This window comes from Stenotrophomonas sp. RS-48 (genome assembly GCF_030053245.1).
GTDB classification, from domain to species: Bacteria; Pseudomonadota; Gammaproteobacteria; order Xanthomonadales; family Xanthomonadaceae; genus Stenotrophomonas; species Stenotrophomonas maltophilia_P.
The window spans coordinates 12,352-27,812 of record NZ_JASGBV010000111.1 but is presented as its reverse complement, the minus strand read 5'-3'; the positions used below and the strand labels follow the sequence as shown (position 1 = coordinate 27,812).

Annotated in this window: 28 protein-coding genes and 1 pseudogene; all 29 read left to right on the top strand. The window is 62.9% G+C overall.

Annotation, left to right across the window (positions count from 1 at the left end; all coding sequences use genetic code 11):
* Window positions 1-70, top strand: a pseudogene (locus QMZ25_RS17980) (elongation factor Tu); the annotation flags it as partial.
* 333 nt (window positions 71-403) lie between these two features.
* On the top strand, window positions 404-715 hold the full coding sequence (gene rpsJ / locus QMZ25_RS17975; protein WP_005408208.1) for a 30S ribosomal protein S10: 312 nt from the start codon (window positions 404-406) through the stop codon (window positions 713-715).
* Between the two features lie 11 nt (window positions 716-726).
* Entirely contained in the window at window positions 727-1,377 is a 651-nt protein-coding gene (gene rplC / locus QMZ25_RS17970; RefSeq protein WP_004145336.1) for a 50S ribosomal protein L3, read from the top strand.
* Window positions 1,378-1,389: 12 nt separating this feature from the next.
* Window positions 1,390-1,995: a 50S ribosomal protein L4 gene (gene rplD, locus QMZ25_RS17965; protein WP_053519740.1), complete on the top strand. Its 606-nt coding sequence runs from the start codon at window positions 1,390-1,392 to the stop codon at window positions 1,993-1,995.
* A complete protein-coding gene (rplW, locus tag QMZ25_RS17960; protein WP_004145338.1) occupies window positions 1,992-2,291 on the top strand; it encodes a 50S ribosomal protein L23 in 300 nt (99 codons plus the stop codon). Before rplD ends, rplW begins: the two co-directional genes overlap by 4 nt.
* 10 nt (window positions 2,292-2,301) lie before the next feature.
* Window positions 2,302-3,129 carry a 50S ribosomal protein L2 gene (rplB, locus tag QMZ25_RS17955; protein WP_053519741.1) on the top strand — a complete coding sequence of 276 codons (828 nt, stop codon included), beginning with the start codon at window positions 2,302-2,304 and terminating at the stop codon, window positions 3,127-3,129.
* 6 nt (window positions 3,130-3,135) lie between these two features.
* Window positions 3,136-3,405, top strand: a complete 270-nt coding sequence (rpsS, locus tag QMZ25_RS17950) for a 30S ribosomal protein S19 (RefSeq protein WP_005415413.1) — start codon at window positions 3,136-3,138, stop codon at window positions 3,403-3,405.
* 12 nt (window positions 3,406-3,417) lie between these two features.
* Window positions 3,418-3,753, top strand: a complete 336-nt coding sequence (gene rplV, locus QMZ25_RS17945) for a 50S ribosomal protein L22 (RefSeq protein ID WP_080375339.1) — start codon at window positions 3,418-3,420, stop codon at window positions 3,751-3,753.
* Between the two features lie 18 nt (window positions 3,754-3,771).
* A complete protein-coding gene (rpsC, locus tag QMZ25_RS17940) occupies window positions 3,772-4,506 on the top strand; it encodes a 30S ribosomal protein S3 (RefSeq protein ID WP_004145350.1) in 735 nt (244 codons plus the stop codon).
* 5 nt (window positions 4,507-4,511) lie between these two features.
* Window positions 4,512-4,925, top strand: a complete 414-nt coding sequence (rplP, locus tag QMZ25_RS17935) for a 50S ribosomal protein L16 (RefSeq protein ID WP_053519743.1) — start codon at window positions 4,512-4,514, stop codon at window positions 4,923-4,925.
* Window positions 4,925-5,110, top strand: a complete 186-nt coding sequence (gene rpmC / locus QMZ25_RS17930) for a 50S ribosomal protein L29 (RefSeq protein WP_004154487.1) — start codon at window positions 4,925-4,927, stop codon at window positions 5,108-5,110. The genes rplP and rpmC overlap by 1 nt, the downstream gene beginning before the upstream one ends.
* 11 nt (window positions 5,111-5,121) lie before the next feature.
* Complete coding sequence (gene rpsQ, locus QMZ25_RS17925) at window positions 5,122-5,391, top strand: 30S ribosomal protein S17 (protein WP_053519744.1); 270 nt, start codon at window positions 5,122-5,124, stop codon at window positions 5,389-5,391.
* Window positions 5,392-5,403: 12 nt separating this feature from the next.
* Complete coding sequence (rplN, locus tag QMZ25_RS17920; RefSeq protein ID WP_010483978.1) at window positions 5,404-5,772, top strand: 50S ribosomal protein L14; 369 nt, start codon at window positions 5,404-5,406, stop codon at window positions 5,770-5,772.
* Between the two features lie 16 nt (window positions 5,773-5,788).
* Window positions 5,789-6,106, top strand: coding sequence for a 50S ribosomal protein L24 (gene rplX, locus QMZ25_RS17915; protein ID WP_053519745.1), 318 nt, complete (start codon window positions 5,789-5,791; stop codon window positions 6,104-6,106).
* 11 nt (window positions 6,107-6,117) lie between these two features.
* A complete protein-coding gene (gene rplE, locus QMZ25_RS17910) occupies window positions 6,118-6,660 on the top strand; it encodes a 50S ribosomal protein L5 (protein ID WP_053519746.1) in 543 nt (180 codons plus the stop codon).
* Between the two features lie 18 nt (window positions 6,661-6,678).
* Complete coding sequence (rpsN, locus tag QMZ25_RS17905) at window positions 6,679-6,984, top strand: 30S ribosomal protein S14 (RefSeq protein WP_053519747.1); 306 nt, start codon at window positions 6,679-6,681, stop codon at window positions 6,982-6,984.
* Window positions 6,985-7,241: 257 nt separating this feature from the next.
* A complete protein-coding gene (gene rpsH / locus QMZ25_RS17900) occupies window positions 7,242-7,640 on the top strand; it encodes a 30S ribosomal protein S8 (protein WP_005415417.1) in 399 nt (132 codons plus the stop codon).
* A gap of 18 nt (window positions 7,641-7,658) precedes the next feature.
* Entirely contained in the window at window positions 7,659-8,183 is a 525-nt protein-coding gene (gene rplF / locus QMZ25_RS17895) for a 50S ribosomal protein L6 (RefSeq protein ID WP_053519748.1), read from the top strand.
* A 31-nt stretch (window positions 8,184-8,214) separates the two neighbouring features.
* A complete protein-coding gene (rplR, locus tag QMZ25_RS17890; RefSeq protein WP_053519749.1) occupies window positions 8,215-8,568 on the top strand; it encodes a 50S ribosomal protein L18 in 354 nt (117 codons plus the stop codon).
* A 160-nt stretch (window positions 8,569-8,728) separates the two neighbouring features.
* Window positions 8,729-9,271, top strand: coding sequence for a 30S ribosomal protein S5 (rpsE, locus tag QMZ25_RS17885; RefSeq protein WP_005408213.1), 543 nt, complete (start codon window positions 8,729-8,731; stop codon window positions 9,269-9,271).
* Window positions 9,264-9,455, top strand: a complete 192-nt coding sequence (gene rpmD, locus QMZ25_RS17880; protein ID WP_004145412.1) for a 50S ribosomal protein L30 — start codon at window positions 9,264-9,266, stop codon at window positions 9,453-9,455. Before rpsE ends, rpmD begins: the two co-directional genes overlap by 8 nt.
* Before the next feature lie 6 nt (window positions 9,456-9,461).
* Entirely contained in the window at window positions 9,462-9,905 is a 444-nt protein-coding gene (rplO, locus tag QMZ25_RS17875) for a 50S ribosomal protein L15 (protein WP_053519751.1), read from the top strand.
* Between the two features lie 7 nt (window positions 9,906-9,912).
* Window positions 9,913-11,280 (top strand): preprotein translocase subunit SecY, encoded by a 1,368-nt coding sequence (gene secY, locus QMZ25_RS17870; protein WP_005415420.1) that lies wholly within the window; start codon window positions 9,913-9,915, stop codon window positions 11,278-11,280.
* 347 nt (window positions 11,281-11,627) lie between these two features.
* The gene (gene rpsM, locus QMZ25_RS17865; protein ID WP_004154500.1) at window positions 11,628-11,984 is read left to right on the top strand and encodes a 30S ribosomal protein S13; all 357 of its coding nucleotides are present in this window, start codon (window positions 11,628-11,630) and stop codon (window positions 11,982-11,984) included.
* 11 nt (window positions 11,985-11,995) lie between these two features.
* Window positions 11,996-12,385, top strand: a complete 390-nt coding sequence (rpsK, locus tag QMZ25_RS17860; protein ID WP_004145443.1) for a 30S ribosomal protein S11 — start codon at window positions 11,996-11,998, stop codon at window positions 12,383-12,385.
* A 15-nt stretch (window positions 12,386-12,400) separates the two neighbouring features.
* Window positions 12,401-13,030, top strand: a complete 630-nt coding sequence (gene rpsD, locus QMZ25_RS17855) for a 30S ribosomal protein S4 (RefSeq protein ID WP_004145446.1) — start codon at window positions 12,401-12,403, stop codon at window positions 13,028-13,030.
* 55 nt (window positions 13,031-13,085) lie between these two features.
* Complete coding sequence (gene rpoA / locus QMZ25_RS17850) at window positions 13,086-14,084, top strand: DNA-directed RNA polymerase subunit alpha (protein ID WP_004145453.1); 999 nt, start codon at window positions 13,086-13,088, stop codon at window positions 14,082-14,084.
* A 191-nt stretch (window positions 14,085-14,275) separates the two neighbouring features.
* The gene (rplQ, locus tag QMZ25_RS17845) at window positions 14,276-14,659 is read left to right on the top strand and encodes a 50S ribosomal protein L17 (RefSeq protein ID WP_053519752.1); all 384 of its coding nucleotides are present in this window, start codon (window positions 14,276-14,278) and stop codon (window positions 14,657-14,659) included.
* Between the two features lie 231 nt (window positions 14,660-14,890).
* Entirely contained in the window at window positions 14,891-15,397 is a 507-nt protein-coding gene (locus QMZ25_RS17840) for a disulfide bond formation protein B (RefSeq protein WP_053519753.1), read from the top strand.
* Window positions 15,398-15,461: the final 64 nt, after the last annotated feature.

Here is a 15,461-nt window from a genome sequence, read left to right as displayed (position 1 = left end):
CCTGCGCTTCGCCATCCGCGAAGGTGGCCGCACCGTCGGCGCCGGCGTGGTCTCGAAGATCATCAAGTAATCTGTTAGACTCTGCGCCCCGATGTTGCCTGGGTAGGGCATCGGGGCGTATCAAAATGGGAAAGCAGGCACAGGATGTGCCTTGTGTTCCCCGGACCAGGAAGGGTCAAGGCCATTCAGGCGGCGTCAACAGGAGACTGTTGACAGCTGCCTGGCGTGCCATTATGCTTCTACGTCTGGGCAGGCCGGGAAACTGGTCTGCCTACGTTTTTGAGGTCTACGGATTGACCTTGTCGGCCTGCAGGAGTGCGGGCCGTCCGTATGCAGGAATTTCATGGGGCAAAGCAACCCAGAGGCTTTGTCTGTCGCTCTTTTAACGAAGGAACCTACCGCCATGGCGGACCAAAAGATCCGGATCCGGCTGAAAGCGTTCGATCATCGTCTGATCGACCGTTCGGCCAGCGAGATCGTTGAAACGGCAAAGCGGACCGGCGCGCAAGTGCGTGGCCCGATCCCGCTGCCGACCAAGATCGAGCGTTACACCGTTCTCGTTTCCCCGCACGTCGACAAGGACGCGCGTGACCAGTACGAGACCCGCACGCACAAGCGCGTGCTCGATATCGTTGACCCGAATGACAAGACCGTGGACGCGCTGATGAAGCTCGAACTGGCTGCCGGCGTCGACGTTCAGATCAAGCTGACCTGAGGACTACGACCATGACGAAGAAGTATTCGTTGGGCTTCGTGGGCCGCAAGGCCGGCATGAGCCGCGTGTTCACCGAAGATGGTCGTTCCATCCCGGTGACCCTGATCGAAGCCACCCCGAACCGCATCGCGCAGATCAAGACCGTCGAAACCGACGGCTACAGCGCCGTGCAGGTGACCGTCGGCGCGCGTCGCGCTGCCCTGGTCAACAAGCCGGAAGCCGGCCACTTCGCCAAGGCGAAGGTGGAAGCGGGTCGTGGCCTGTGGGAATTCCGCGTTGAAGACGCGCAGCTCGGCGATTTCGCCGTCGGCGGCGAAGTCAAGGCGGACATCTTCGAAGTCGGCCAGATCGTCGACGTCCAGGGTGTCACCAAGGGTAAGGGTTTCCAGGGCACCATCAAGCGCCACAACTTCCGTATGGGCGATGCAACCCACGGTAACTCGCTGTCGCATCGCGCGCCGGGTTCGCTGGGTCAGCGCCAGACCCCGGGTCGCGTTTTCCCGGGCAAGAAGATGTCGGGCCACATGGGCGCGGTGCAGCAGAGCACCCAGAACCTGGAAGTGGTCAAGGTCGACGTCGAGCGCGGTCTGATTGCGGTTCGCGGCGCCGTTCCTGGCGCGGCGGGTGGCGATGTGATCGTCCGTCCGGCGAGCAAGGCATAAGGAGAGATGACGATGGAACTCGTTATCACGGGTAGCAACAACAAGGTCTCGGTCTCCGACGCCGTGTTCGGTCGCGATTTCAGCGAAGATCTGGTCCACCAGGTCGTCGTTGCTTACCGCAACGCCGGTCGCGCCGGCACCAAGGCACAGAAGACTCGCTCCGAAGTGGCTGGTACCACCAAGAAGTCGAAGAAGCAGAAGGGCGGCGGCGCGCGTCATGGCGCACTGACGGCTCCGATCTTCGTCGGCGGCGGTGTCACCTTCGCGGCCAAGCCGCGCAGCTTCGAGCAGAAGGTCAATCGTAAGCAGTACCGTGCCGCCATGTGCGCGATCCTGTCCGAGCTGAACCGTCAGGGCCGTCTGACCATCGTGGAGGCCTTCGATGTCGAAGCGACCAGCACGAAGGGTCTGATCGCCAAGCTGGCCGGCCTGGAAGTGGGCAAGCGCCCGCTGATCGTCACCGAGGAAGCCTCCGAGCACCTGTACCTGTCCGCCCGCAATCTGCCGTACGTGCAGGTGCGTGACGTGCAGGGCCTGGACCCGGTGTCGCTGGTCGGTGCCGACACGGTCGTCATCACCGCTGACGCGGTCAAGAAGGTCGAGGAGTGGCTGGCATGAACAGCAACGAAAAAATCTTCAGCGTGCTGCGTGCCCCGCGTGTCTCCGAAAAGACCGCGCGCCTGCAGGAACTCTCCAACCAGTATGTCTTCGAAGTTTCGAACGAAGCCACCAAGGCCGATGTAAAGGCCGCGGTTGAGCAGCTGTTCGACGTCAAGGTCGAAGCCGTCAACGTGGTCAACGTCAAGGGCAAGAACAAGTCCTTCCGTAACCGTGCTGGCCGCCGCGGCGATTGGCGCAAGGCGTACGTTCGCCTGGCCGATGGCCAGTCGATCGATGTAACGGCCAAGGCCTGAGGTACATCCCATGCCATTGATGAAATTCAAGCCCACTTCCCCCGGCCGCCGTTCGGCCGTGCGCGTGGTTACGCCCGACCTGCACAAGGGTGCTCCGCACGCTGCGCTGGTCGAGTCGCAGAGCCGCTCGGGTGGTCGTAACCACCACGGCCGCATCACCACCCGTCACGTCGGTGGTGGCCACAAGCAGCACTACCGCATCATCGACTTCAAGCGCAACAAGCTGGGCATCCCGGCGCGCGTGGAACGCATCGAATACGATCCGAACCGCACCGCCCATATCGCCCTGCTGTGCTACGTCGACGGCGAGCGTCGCTACATCATCGCCCCGAAGGGCCTGAAGGCCGGTGATCAGGTGATCGCTGGTTCGGATGCCCCGATCAAGGCGGGCAACACCCTGCCGCTGCGCAACATCCCGGTCGGTACCACCATCCACTGCATCGAGCTGAAGCCGGGCAAGGGCGCTCAGATCGCCCGCGCTGCAGGTGCTGCCGTGCAGCTGGTCGCCCGCGAAGGCATCTACGCCACCCTGCGCCTGCGCTCGGGTGAAATGCGTAAGGTTCCGGTCGAGTGCTGCGCCACCATCGGCGAAGTCGGCAACGACGAGCACAGCCTGGAAAAGCTGGGCAAGGCCGGTGCCAAGCGCTGGCGCGGCGTCCGCCCGACCGTTCGTGGTGCTGCCATGAACCCGGTTGACCACCCGCACGGTGGTGGTGAGGCCAAGGCCGGCCAGGGTAACCCGCATCCGGTCACCCCGTGGGGTGTCCCGACCAAGGGTTACAAGACGCGCCATAACAAGCGCACTCAGCAGTTCATCGTCCGCGATCGTAGGGGCTAATCGACCATGGCACGTTCACTCAAGAAGGGCCCGTTCGTCGATCACCACCTCGTCAAGAAGGTGGAGGCCGCTGCGGGCAGCAAGAAGCCGATCAAGACCTGGTCGCGCCGTTCGATGATCCTGCCTGACATGGTAGGCATCACCATTGCCGTGCATAACGGCAAGAACCACATCCCGGTTCTCGTCAACGAGAACATGGTCGGCCACAAGCTCGGCGAATTTGCCATCACCCGGACCTTCAAGGGTCACGGTGGTGACAAGAAGTCGGGCAAGTAAGGAGAGATGACAATGGAAGCGAAAGCCATCCTGCGCACTGCGCGCATCTCCCCGCAGAAGGCTCGCCTGGTCGCTGACCAGGTGCGCGGTCTGCCGGCCGAACGTGCGGTCAATCTGCTGAAGTTCTCGGACAAGAAGGCTGCCCACCTGATCAAGAAGGTGGTGGAGTCGGCTATTGCCAACGCCGAGAACAACCAGGGCGCCGACGTCGACGAGCTGAAGGTTCAGACCATCATGGTTGATGAAGGTCCGACCCTGAAGCGTTTCATGGCGCGGGCGAAAGGCCGCGGTACCCGCATCCTCAAGCGCACCAGCCACATCACTGTGGTTGTGGGCGCCGGCAAGTAAGCGGATAAGGAAAAGACCATGGGTCATAAAGTTCATCCGATTGGTATCCGTCTCGGTATTTCCAAGGACTGGAACTCCAAGTGGTACGCCAACAAGGCCGAGTTCGCTGGTTACCTGGCAGCCGACCTGAAAGTTCGCGAAATGCTGCGCAAGAAGCTGGCTCAGGCCGGCATCAGCAAGATCCTGATCGAGCGTCCGGCCAAGACCGCGCGCGTGACGATCCACACCGCCCGTCCGGGCGTGGTGATCGGCAAGCGTGGTGAGGACATCGAGAAGCTGCGCAAGGAAGTGAGCGAGATGATGGGCGTTCCGGCGCACATCAACGTCACCGAAGTGCGCAAGCCGGAACTGGACGCGCAGCTCGTTGCCGAGTCGATCGCCCAGCAGCTGGAGCGTCGCATCATGTTCCGCCGCGCAATGAAGCGCTCGGTGGGCAACGCGATGCGCCTGGGTGCCCTGGGCATCAAGGTCAACGTGGGTGGCCGCCTCAACGGTGCTGAAATCGCCCGTTCGGAGTGGTACCGCGAAGGCCGCGTGCCGCTGCACACCCTGCGTGCCGACATCGACTATGGCTTCGCTGAAGCCAAGACGACCTACGGCATCATCGGCATCAAGGTCTGGATCTACAAGGGCGAGGTCTTCGATTTCTCCCAGGTTGGCCAGGAAAAGCAGGACGACACCCCGTCGCGCAACGATCGTCACGATCGCGGCGACCGTGGTGACCGTCAGCGCCCGGCCCGTGAAGCGAGGTAACGACAATGTTGCAACCCAAGCGAACCAAGTACCGCAAGGTACACAAGGGCCGTAACGAAGGCCTGAGCTGGAGCGCCAACGCTGTCAGCTTCGGCGAATACGGCCTGAAGGCAACCGCACACGGTCAGCTGACCGCGCGTCAGATCGAAGCGGCTCGCCGCTCGATCAGCCGCTACGTCAAGCGCGGCGGCAAGATGTGGATCCGCGTGTTCCCCGACAAGCCCATCACCAAGAAGCCCATCGAAGTTCGAATGGGTTCGGGTAAGGGTAACGTGGAATACTGGGTGGCCCAGATCCAGCCCGGCCGCATGATCTATGAAATCGAGGGTGTTTCCGAGGAAGTGGCTCGCGAGGCGTTCCGCCTGGCCGCCGCCAAGCTCTCGGTCACCACCACTTTCGTGACCCGTACGGTGCGCTGATGGATATCAAAACTCTCCGTGAAAAGTCGGCTGACGAACTCAAGGCCCACCTGATCGACCTGCGTAAGGAACAGTTCTCTGTCCGTATGCAGCAGGTCACCGGCCAGCTGCCGAAGACCCACGACATCCGCCGGGTCCGTCGCGAGATTGCTCGCGTCAAGACCCTGCTCGGCAGCACGAAGTAAGGATGGCCGCTATGAGCGACAATACTGAAAACAAGACGCTGCGCACGGTCGAAGGCCGTGTCGTCAGCAACAAGATGGACAAGACGGTTACCGTCCTGGTTGAGCGTCAGGTCAAGCACGCACTGTACGGCAAGTACATCAAGCGCTCGACGAAGCTGCACGCCCACGATGCCGACAACGCCTGCAAGGAAGGCGATGTCGTCCGCGTGACCGAGATTGCTCCGATGTCCAAGACCAAGAACTGGCGCGTGGTGGAAGTCATCACGCGTGCGGCTGAATAAGGAGTCTGAATCATGATCCAGATGCAGAGCTACCTTGACGTCGCGGACAATTCGGGTGCCAAGCAGGTGATGTGCTTCAAGGTGCTGGGTGGTTCCAAGCGCCGTTACGCCGGCATCGGCGACATCATCAAGGTCACCGTGAAGGATGCGATTCCGCGCGGCAAGGTCAAGAAGGGTGAAGTGTATGACGCCGTCGTGGTGCGTACCCGCAAGGGTGTGCGTCGCGCCGACGGCTCGCTGATCCGCTTCGACGGCAACGCTGCCGTCCTGCTGAACAACAAGCAGGAGCCGATCGGTACCCGTATCTTCGGGCCGGTGACCCGTGAACTTCGTTCGGAGAAGTTCATGAAGATCGTCTCGCTCGCTCCCGAAGTGCTGTGAGCGACAGGAGATAATCATGGCTAACCGTATCAAGAAGGGCGACCAGGTCGTCGTCAACACCGGCAAGGACAAGGGCAAGCAGGGCGAAGTCGTCCGCGTCGACGGCGACCGTGTGGTCGTCGCCAACGTGAACATCGTCAAGCGCCACACCAAGCCGAACCCGCAGGCAGGCGTTGCCGGCGGCGTGGTCGAGCGTGAAGCTTCGATCCATATCTCCAACGTGAATGTGCTGAACCCGGCTTCGGGCAAGGGCGAACGCGTTGGCTTCAAGGTGCTGGAGGATGGACGCAAACTGCGTGTGTTCCGCTCCAGCGGTGAGGCGCTCGACGCCTGAGGAATGAGAAGATGACTTCCCGTCTCGAAAAGTTCTACAAGGACGAAGTGGTGCCGGCGCTGATGAAGCAGTTCGGCTACACCAATCCGATGGAAGTGCCGAAGCTCGTCAAGGTCACCCTGAACATGGGTGTCGGCGAAGCGGCCACCAACAAGAAGATCCTGGAAAACGCCGTCGGCGACATGACCAAGATTTCCGGCCAGAAGCCGGTTGTCACCAAGTCGCGTATTTCGGTTGCGTCGTTCAAGATCCGCGATGGTTGGCCGATCGGCTGCAAGACCACGCTGCGTCGCCACAAGATGTACGAGTTCCTGGATCGCCTGATCAACATCTCGCTGCCGCGCGTGCGCGACTTCCGTGGTGTCTCCGGTCGTTCCTTCGACGGTCGCGGCAACTTCAACATGGGTGTGAAGGAACAGATCATCTTCCCGGAAATCGACTTCGACGCTGTCGACGCGATCCGCGGTATGGATATCGCCATCACCACCACTGCGAAGACCGACGCGGAAGCGAAGGCGCTGCTGGCAGCGTTCAAGTTCCCGTTCCGTAACTGATCCGTCGAGGAAACCGAAATGGCAAAGACCTCCATGGTCAACCGCGACATCAAGCGGGAAAAGCTGGCCAAGAAGTACGCTGAGAAGCGTGCTGCTCTGAAGAAGATCGTGTCCTCGGTGGACGCGAGCTACGACGAGAAGATCGAAGCTGCTGCCAAGCTGGCCAAGCTGCCGCGCGATTCGTCGCCGAGCCGCCAGCGCAACCGCTGCGAACTGTCCGGCCGTCCGCGTGGCGTCTACAGCAAGTTCGGCCTGGGCCGCAACAAGCTGCGTGAAGCCACCATGCGTGGCGACGTCCCGGGTCTGCGCAAGGCCAGCTGGTAATCCCAGCCGGTCCTGCGATCAGGCGCCCCCCCGGGGGTTCCTGAACCGGGGAGGGGAGGCATTCAGCCTCCCTTTCGCAAAAAACCCGAAGAGCCCGACGCAAGTCGGGCTCTTTTGGCGTATACTCCCGCGTCTTGCCCTGTGCAGACGGGGTTGTAGGGCGGGCCACAGGTCCGCTGCATCAAGGGACCTGGCCCGTTTCCAGGAGACAACAGATTTTCGCGAAAGCGGATATCGGTGCACTCAAAGGTACTCATATGAGCATGACTGATCCCATCGCCGACCTGCTGGTCCGCATCAAGAATGCGGCCGCGGTTGGCAAGCAGACGGTGAAAGCCCCGTCGTCCAAGATCAAGGTTGCGATCGCCCAGGTCCTGAAGGACGAGGGTTACATCACCGACCTGCGCGTTACCCAGCTGGAGAACAACAAGGCCGAGCTGGAAATCGTGCTGAAGTATTTCGAAGGCAAGCCGGTCATCGCGACCCTGAAGCGCTTCTCGCGTTCGGGTCTGCGCCAGTACCGCGGCAAGAGCGAGCTGCCGAAGGTCATGAACGGCCTGGGCATCTCCATCATTTCCACCTCCAAGGGCATCATGACTGATGCGCAGGCGCGCCAGCTGGGCGTCGGCGGCGAAGTCCTGTGCTTCGTGGCCTAAGGCGAAAGGAGTAGAACTATGTCCCGCGTAGCCAAGAAGCCGATCGACCTGGGTAAGGTTGAACTGAACGTCCAGTCGGAAAGCGTCACCGCCAAGGGCCCGAAGGGCACCCTGTCGCTGGCCAAGCCGGCCGGTATTGCCATCAACGTCGACAACGGCGTTGCCACCCTGAGCACCGAGAACGTCGAACTGGTCGCACTGACCGGTACCGTGCGTGCGATCCTGGCCAACATGGTCAAGGGCGTGTCCGAAGGCTTCGAGCGCAAGCTGGAGCTGGTCGGCGTGGGTTACCGCGCTGCCATGCAGGGCAAGGACCTGAGCCTGTCGCTGGGCTTCTCGCACCCGGTCGTGTTCGTGGCGCCGGAAGGCATCACGCTGTCCACCCCGACCCAGACCGAGATCCTGGTCCAGGGCGCGGACAAGCAGGCCGTCGGTGAAGTTGCCGCCAAGATCCGTGCGTTCCGCAAGCCGGAGCCGTACAAGGGCAAGGGCGTGAAGTACTCCGACGAAGTCATCATCCGTAAGGAAGCCAAGAAGGCCTAATAGGCGCTTCCGCTTTCATAGGAAAAACATCATGAACAAGAACATCGCCCGCCTGCGTCGCGCCAAGTCGACCCGCGCCCACATCCGTGAGCTCGGCGTCGCCCGCCTGTCGGTGCTGCGCACCGGCCAGCACCTGTATGCCCAGGTCTTCACCGCCGACGGTTCCAAGGTGCTGGCTGCCGCCAACACCACCCAGACCGACGTCAAGGAAGGCCTGAAGAGCGGCAAGAATGTCGATGCCGCCGCCAAGGTTGGCCGCATCGTCGCTGAGCGTGCCAAGGCCGCCGGCGTCGAGAAGGTTGCCTTCGATCGTTCGGGTTACCGTTACCACGGCCGTATCAAGGCCCTGGCAGAGGCTGCCCGCGAAGCCGGCCTGCAGTTCTAAGGGATCGGGGCAGGGGGCCGATGGCCCCCTGTTCGCCTGCTCGCCAGCCTGAGCGAGGCTGGACGGCGCCATTCTTCTGTAGTGGCCCACCGGAACGACGCGTCATTCCACAACCATAAGCGGCCCTGAGCCGTACATACCCAACAACCAAGGAATCAACATGGCAGAAGAGCGTCAGCAGCGGGGTCGCGATCGCGACCGTAACCGCGAAGAGAAGATCGACGACGGCATGATCGAAAAGCTGGTCGCGGTCAACCGCGTCAGCAAGACCGTCAAGGGTGGTCGCCAGTTCACCTTCACCGCCCTGACCGTGGTCGGCGACGGCGAAGGCAAGGTCGGTTTCGGTTATGGCAAGGCCCGCGAAGTGCCGGTCGCCATCCAGAAGTCGATGGAACAGGCCCGCAAGAACCTGGTCAGCGTTGACCTGAACAACGGCACCCTGTGGCACACCATCAAGGATGGTCATGGCGCAGCCCGCGTGTTCATGCAGCCGGCTTCGGAAGGTACCGGCGTCATCGCCGGCGGTGCCATGCGCGCCGTCCTGGAAGCGGTTGGCGTGAAGAACGTGCTGGCCAAGGCCACCGGTTCGCGCAACCCGATCAACCTGGTGCGTGCCACCGTGAAGGGCCTGTCTGCAGCGCAGTCGCCGGCCCGCATCGCGGCCAAGCGCGGCAAGAAGGTGGAGGAACTCAACCATGGCTAATGAGTCCAACAAGACTGTGAAGGTGCGCCTGGTGCGCGGCCTGCGTGGTGCTCAGTCGCGTCACCGCCTGTCGGTGCGTGCCCTGGGTCTGAACAAGCTCAACGATGTGCGTGAACTGAAGGACAGCCCGCAGGTTCGCGGCCTGATCAACACCGTTCACTACCTCGTCAAGGTTGAGGAGTAATCGATCATGACTCTGCGTCTCAATGAACTGAGCCCGGCACCGGGCGCCCGTACCGAGCGCACCCGCGTCGGTCGCGGTATCGGCTCGGGCCTGGGCAAGACTGCCGGCCGCGGCCACAAGGGTTCGTTCGCCCGCAAGGGTGGCGGCAAGATCAAGGCCGGCTTCGAAGGCGGCCAGACCCCCATGCAGCGTCGTCTGCCGAAGATCGGCTTCCGTTCGCCGATCGCCAAGGACACCGCTGAAGTGCTGCTGTACCAGCTGGACAAGCTGCCGGCCGGCGAGATCGACTTCGCTGCCCTGCGTGCCGCCAAGCTGGTCCCGAGCACTGCCAAGAAGGCCAAGGTCGTCGTCAAGGGCGAAGTGACCAAGGCGTTCACCCTGAAGGGTGTTGCTGCCACGGCCGGTGCCAAGGCTGCGATCGAAGCTGCCGGCGGCAGCGTAACGGAGTAAGAAAATCATGGCGCAAGCTGGCATCGGTAACCTCGCGGGCGGAATGGGCAAGTTCACTGAACTTCGCCAACGTTTGCTGTTCGTCGTCGGGGCTTTGATCGTCTATCGCATCGGCTGCTACGTGCCGGTGCCGGGCGTCAATCCCGATGCCATGCTTGCCATGATGCAACAGCAGGGCGGCGGCATCGTGGACATGTTCAACATGTTCTCGGGCGGCGCCCTGCACCGTTTCAGCATCTTCGCGCTGAACGTGATGCCGTACATCTCGGCATCGATCGTGATGCAGCTGGCCGTGCACATCTTCCCCGCCCTGAAGGCGATGCAGAAGGAAGGTGAGTCCGGTCGCCGCAAGATCACCCAGTATTCGCGCATCGGCGCCGTGCTGCTGGCAGTGGTGCAGGGCGGTTCGATCGCTCTGGCCCTGCAGGGCCAGGTCTCGCCGTCGGGCGCTCCGGTCGTGTACGCGCCGGGCATGGGCTTCGTGCTCACCGCCGTGGTCGCGCTGACCGCCGGCACCATGTTCCTGATGTGGGTCGGTGAGCAGGTCACCGAGCGCGGCATCGGCAACGGCGTGTCGCTGATCATCTTCGCCGGTATCGTGGCGGGCCTGCCGGGCGCGGTCATCCATACCTTCGATGCCTACCGCGACGGCAACATCCAGTTTATCCAGCTGCTGCTGATCGCCATCGTCGTACTCGCCTTCACCTTCTTCGTGGTGTTCGTCGAGCGCGGCCAGCGCCGGATCACGGTCAATTACGCGCGCCGCCAGGGCGGTCGCAATGCGTACATGAACCAGACCTCGTTCCTGCCGCTGAAGCTCAACATGGCCGGCGTCATCCCGGCGATCTTCGCCTCGAGCCTGCTGGCCTTCCCGGCCACCCTGGCCATGTGGTCCGGCCAAGCGGCCAACCAGAGCAGCTTCGGCCAGGTCCTGCAGAAGGTCGCCAACGCGCTGGGTCCGGGCGAGCCGCTGCACATGATCGTGTTCGCTGCGCTGATCACCGGTTTCGCGTTCTTCTATACCGCGCTGGTGTTCAACTCGCAGGAAACCGCCGACAACCTGAAGAAGTCGGGCGCGCTGATTCCGGGCATCCGTCCGGGCAAGGCCACTGCCGACTACATCGACGGCGTGCTGACCCGCCTGACCGCAGCCGGCTCGGCCTACCTGGTGATCGTCTGCCTGCTGCCGGAACTGATGCGGACGCAGCTGAACGCCTCGTTCTACTTTGGCGGTACCTCGCTGCTGATCGTGGTGGTGGTGGTGATGGACTTCATCGCCCAGGTGCAGGCGCACCTGATGTCCCACCAGTACGAGAGCCTGCTGAAGAAGGCCAACCTGAAGGGTGGCAACCGCGGCGGTTTTGCCCGCGGCTGATTCGCCTGTTATACTTTCGTCTTCCTGACGTGATGGTCCCTCCGCTTCGCGGACTCCGGCCACACAAACGAAGGGCGGCCCCCGCAGCGGTTCCGGGTGGGGGTGTGATGAGGTGGTCCCGCGCAGGAGTAGCGCGGGCGGCCCCGGGAGACCTCCCGGGATCAACCCCATCCGGCGCCGGAGCCTGGGCACACTCCCCAGGCCGGGTTCATGAAACCTCTGGTTTCACGGGCTTCCATGTAAACCGGAACCTTGTTAGTATCGCTAGTTCACTTTTTTGATCCATCCTGCCGGATTGGCGTGCCCGAGGCGCGCTGTCGGCCATCACTCAGCTGGAGAACCGCGTCATGGCGCGTATTGCAGGCGTCAACCTGCCAGCCCAGAAGCATGTCTGGGTCGGGTTGCAAAGCATTTACGGCATCGGCCGTACCCGTTCGAAGAAGGTCTGCGAAGTCGCAGGCGTCGCTTCGACCACCAAGATCCGCGATCTGTCGGAGCCGGAAATCGAGCGCCTGCGCGCCGAAGTCGGCAAGTACATCGTGGAAGGCGATCTGCGCCGTGAGATCGGCATCGCGATCAAGCGCCTGATGGACCTGGGCTGCTACCGCGGCCTGCGTCACCGTCGTGGCCTCCCGCTGCGTGGCCAGCGCACCCGTACCAACGCCCGCACCCGCAAGGGTCCGCGCAAGGCGATCAAGAAGTAAGGGACTGAGAAATGGCTAAGCCCGCTGCTAAGACCAAGAAGAAGATCAAGCGCGTCGTCACTGACGGCGTTGCCCACGTCCACGCTTCGTTCAACAACACCATCGTCACCATCACCGACCGCCAGGGCAATGCTCTGTCGTGGGCGACCTCCGGTGGCGCTGGCTTCCGCGGTTCGCGCAAGTCGACCCCGTTCGCTGCCCAGGTGGCTGCCGAGAAGGCCGGTCGTGCTGCGCTGGACTACGGCGTGAAGTCGCTGGAAGTCCGCATCAAGGGCCCGGGTCCGGGCCGTGAGTCGGCCGTGCGTTCGTTGAACAACGTCGGCTACAAGATCACCAACATCATCGACGTGACGCCCATCCCGCACAACGGGTGCCGTCCGCCGAAGAAGCGTCGCGTCTAAAGGGAGCGATAAGAAATGGCTCGTTATATCGGTCCTACCTGTAAGCTCGCCCGCCGCGAAGGCGCCGACCTGTCCCTGAAGAGCCCGGCGCGTGCGCTGGACTCCAAGTGCAAGCTGGAGCAGAAGCCCGGCCAGCATGGCGCCACTGCCCGCAAGGGCAAGCTGTCCGACTACGCCACCCAGCTGCGTGAAAAGCAGAAGGTCAAGCGTATCTACGGCCTGCTGGAGCGTCAGTTCCGCAACTACTACAAGAAGGCCTCGACCAAGAAGGGCAACACCGGCGAGAACCTGCTGCAGCTGCTGGAAACCCGCCTGGACAACGTCGTCTACCGCATGGGCTTCGCCGTGACCCGTCCGGCTGCCCGCCAGCTGGTGTCGCACCGCGGCGTCACCGTGAATGGCAAGTCGGTCAACCTGGCTTCGTACCAGGTCAAGGCTGGCGATGCCATCGCGCTGTCCGAGAAGGCTGCCAAGCAGCTGCGCGTCCAGGAAGCCCTGACCGTCGCCGCACAGCATGACCTGAGCCCGTCGTGGGTTGAAGTGGATTCCGGCAAGTTCACCGGCATCTTCAAGGCGGTTCCGGATCGTTCGGATCTGCCTGCGGACATCAACGAAGCGCTGATCGTCGAGCTGTATTCGAAGTAATTCACATTGGAGAGCCCCCGGCGACGGCCGGGGGTTCACTAGGAGAACCCGCAACATGACGGTTACCGCCAACCAGGTTCTGCGTCCTCGCGGTCCGCAGATCGAACGCCTTACCGACACCCGTGCAAAGGTCGTTATCGAACCTTTGGAGCGGGGTTACGGGCATACGCTGGGCAACGCCCTGCGTCGCGTGCTGCTGTCGTCCATCCCGGGCTTCGCCATCACGGAAGTCGAAATCGACGGCGTGTTGCATGAGTACACCACGGTCGAAGGTCTGCAGGAGGACGTGCTCGAAGTCCTGCTGAACCTGAAGGACGTGGCCATCCGTATGCACTCCGGCGACAGCGCCACCCTGTCCCTGTCCAAGCAGGGCCCGGGCGTTGTCACCGCTGCCGATATCAAGGTCGACCACAATGTGGAGATCCTGAACGGCGACCATGTGATCTGCCACCTGACCAAGGATACGGCAGTGAACATGCGTCTGAAGATCGAGCGTGGTTTCGGCTACCAGCCGGCTGCTGCGCGTCGTCGTCCGGACGAAGAAACCCGTGCCATCGGTCGCCTGGTCCTGGATGCCTCGTTCTCGCCGGTCCGCCGCGTCGCCTATGCCGTGGAAGCGGCCCGCGTCGAACAGCGTACCGACCTGGACAAGCTGGTCATCGATATCGAGACCAACGGCACCATCGATGCCGAGGAAGCCGTGCGCACCGCCGCCGACATCCTCAGCGATCAGCTGTCGGTGTTCGGTGACTTCACCCACCGCGACCGCGGTGCGGCCAAGCCGGCCAACAACGGCGTGGATCCGGTGCTGCTGCGCCCGATCGACGATCTGGAGCTGACCGTGCGTTCGGCCAACTGCCTGAAGGCTGAAAGCATCTACTACATCGGCGATCTGATCCAGAAGACCGAAGTGGAGCTGCTGAAGACCCCGAATCTGGGCAAGAAGTCGCTCACCGAGATCAAGGAAGTGCTGGCCCAGCGTGGCCTGTCGCTTGGCATGAAGCTGGAGAACTGGCCGCCGGCCGGCGTCGCCAGCCACGGCATGCTGGGCTGATAAAGCCTCCTGCTGTACCCGAAGGCTCCACCGTCAGCGGTGGAGCCTTCACCGCAAGATGCCATGACGAACCGCAGGTTCGCGGGCAGGTCGTCCAGGACGGGCGGCCAGGACCATCCGCAGTCCGTGCAGCAACGCCAGGATGGCGACAACGATCCACACAGCCACATCATTAACCAAGGAACATCACCATGCGTCACCAGAAGTCTGGCCGTAAGTTCAGCCGTACCAGCGCCCATCGCGAAGCGATGTTCAAGAACATGGCCGCCTCGCTGTTCAAGCACGAGCTGATCAAGACCACCCTGCCGAAGGCCAAGGAACTGCGCCGCGTCGCCGAGCCGCTGATCACCCTGGCCAAGGTCGATTCCGTTGCCAACCGCCGTCTGGCCTTTGCCCGCCTGCGTGACAACGAAGCCGTGGGCAACCTGTTCACCATCCTGGGCCCGCGCTACGCGAACCGTCCGGGCGGCTACCTGCGTCTGCTGAAGTGCGGCTTCCGCGCCGGCGACAATGCTCCGATGGCCTACGTCGAGCTGGTCGACCGTCCGGCCGTGGCCGAGGAAGTGGCCGAGTAATCGGACCGCTCCAACGCGACACAGTGAAAGCCCGGCATCTGCCGGGCTTTTGCGTTCTGGTAGCGCCGGGCGATGCCCGGCGTTTACGTTTCCGCTGCACTCGCCGGGCATGGCCCGGCGCTACCTGCGAAGGGAAGTGGCCCGCACCGTTCCGACGAGCGTCACCGGCAGCGGTTCGAATGGCAGGCGCGGTCGGTTACGCTTGGCGCCTGATCCATTCGAGCATTCACGATGAATCCTCTGCGCTGGCCCTTCCGCGCCCAGTTCCTGCTGGGCTTCCTGATCTGCGTGGGCCTGCTGGGCTATGCGATTTTCCTGCAGCTGAAGATGGGGCTGGAGCCGTGCCCGCTGTGCATCTTCCAGCGGCTGGCCTTTGCCGCGCTCGGCCTGCTGTTCCTGCTGGGCGCACTGCACGGCCCGTCGAACCGGCCGGGACGGGTGACGTACGGCATCCTTGCCTTCATTGCGGCAGCCGTCGGCGTCGGCATCGCCGCGCGCCATGTCTACGTGCAGATGCTGCCGCCGGAAATGGGTGCCACCTGTGGCCCACCGCTGAGCTTCCTGCGCGAGACCATGGGCCCGTTCGAGGTGTTCCGCACGGTGCTGACCGGTACCGGCAACTGCGGCAACATCGACTGGACCTTCCTCGGACTGACCATGCCGATGTGGTCGGGCGTGTGGTTCGTGCTGCTGGGGCTGTGGGCACTGCTGGTGCCGCTGCGCAGGGTCAGGCGCTGAGTAACTGACGCGCCCCGGCAGAGCCGGGCATGGGCTCGGCTCTGCCGGGGGGCGGCGACATCGA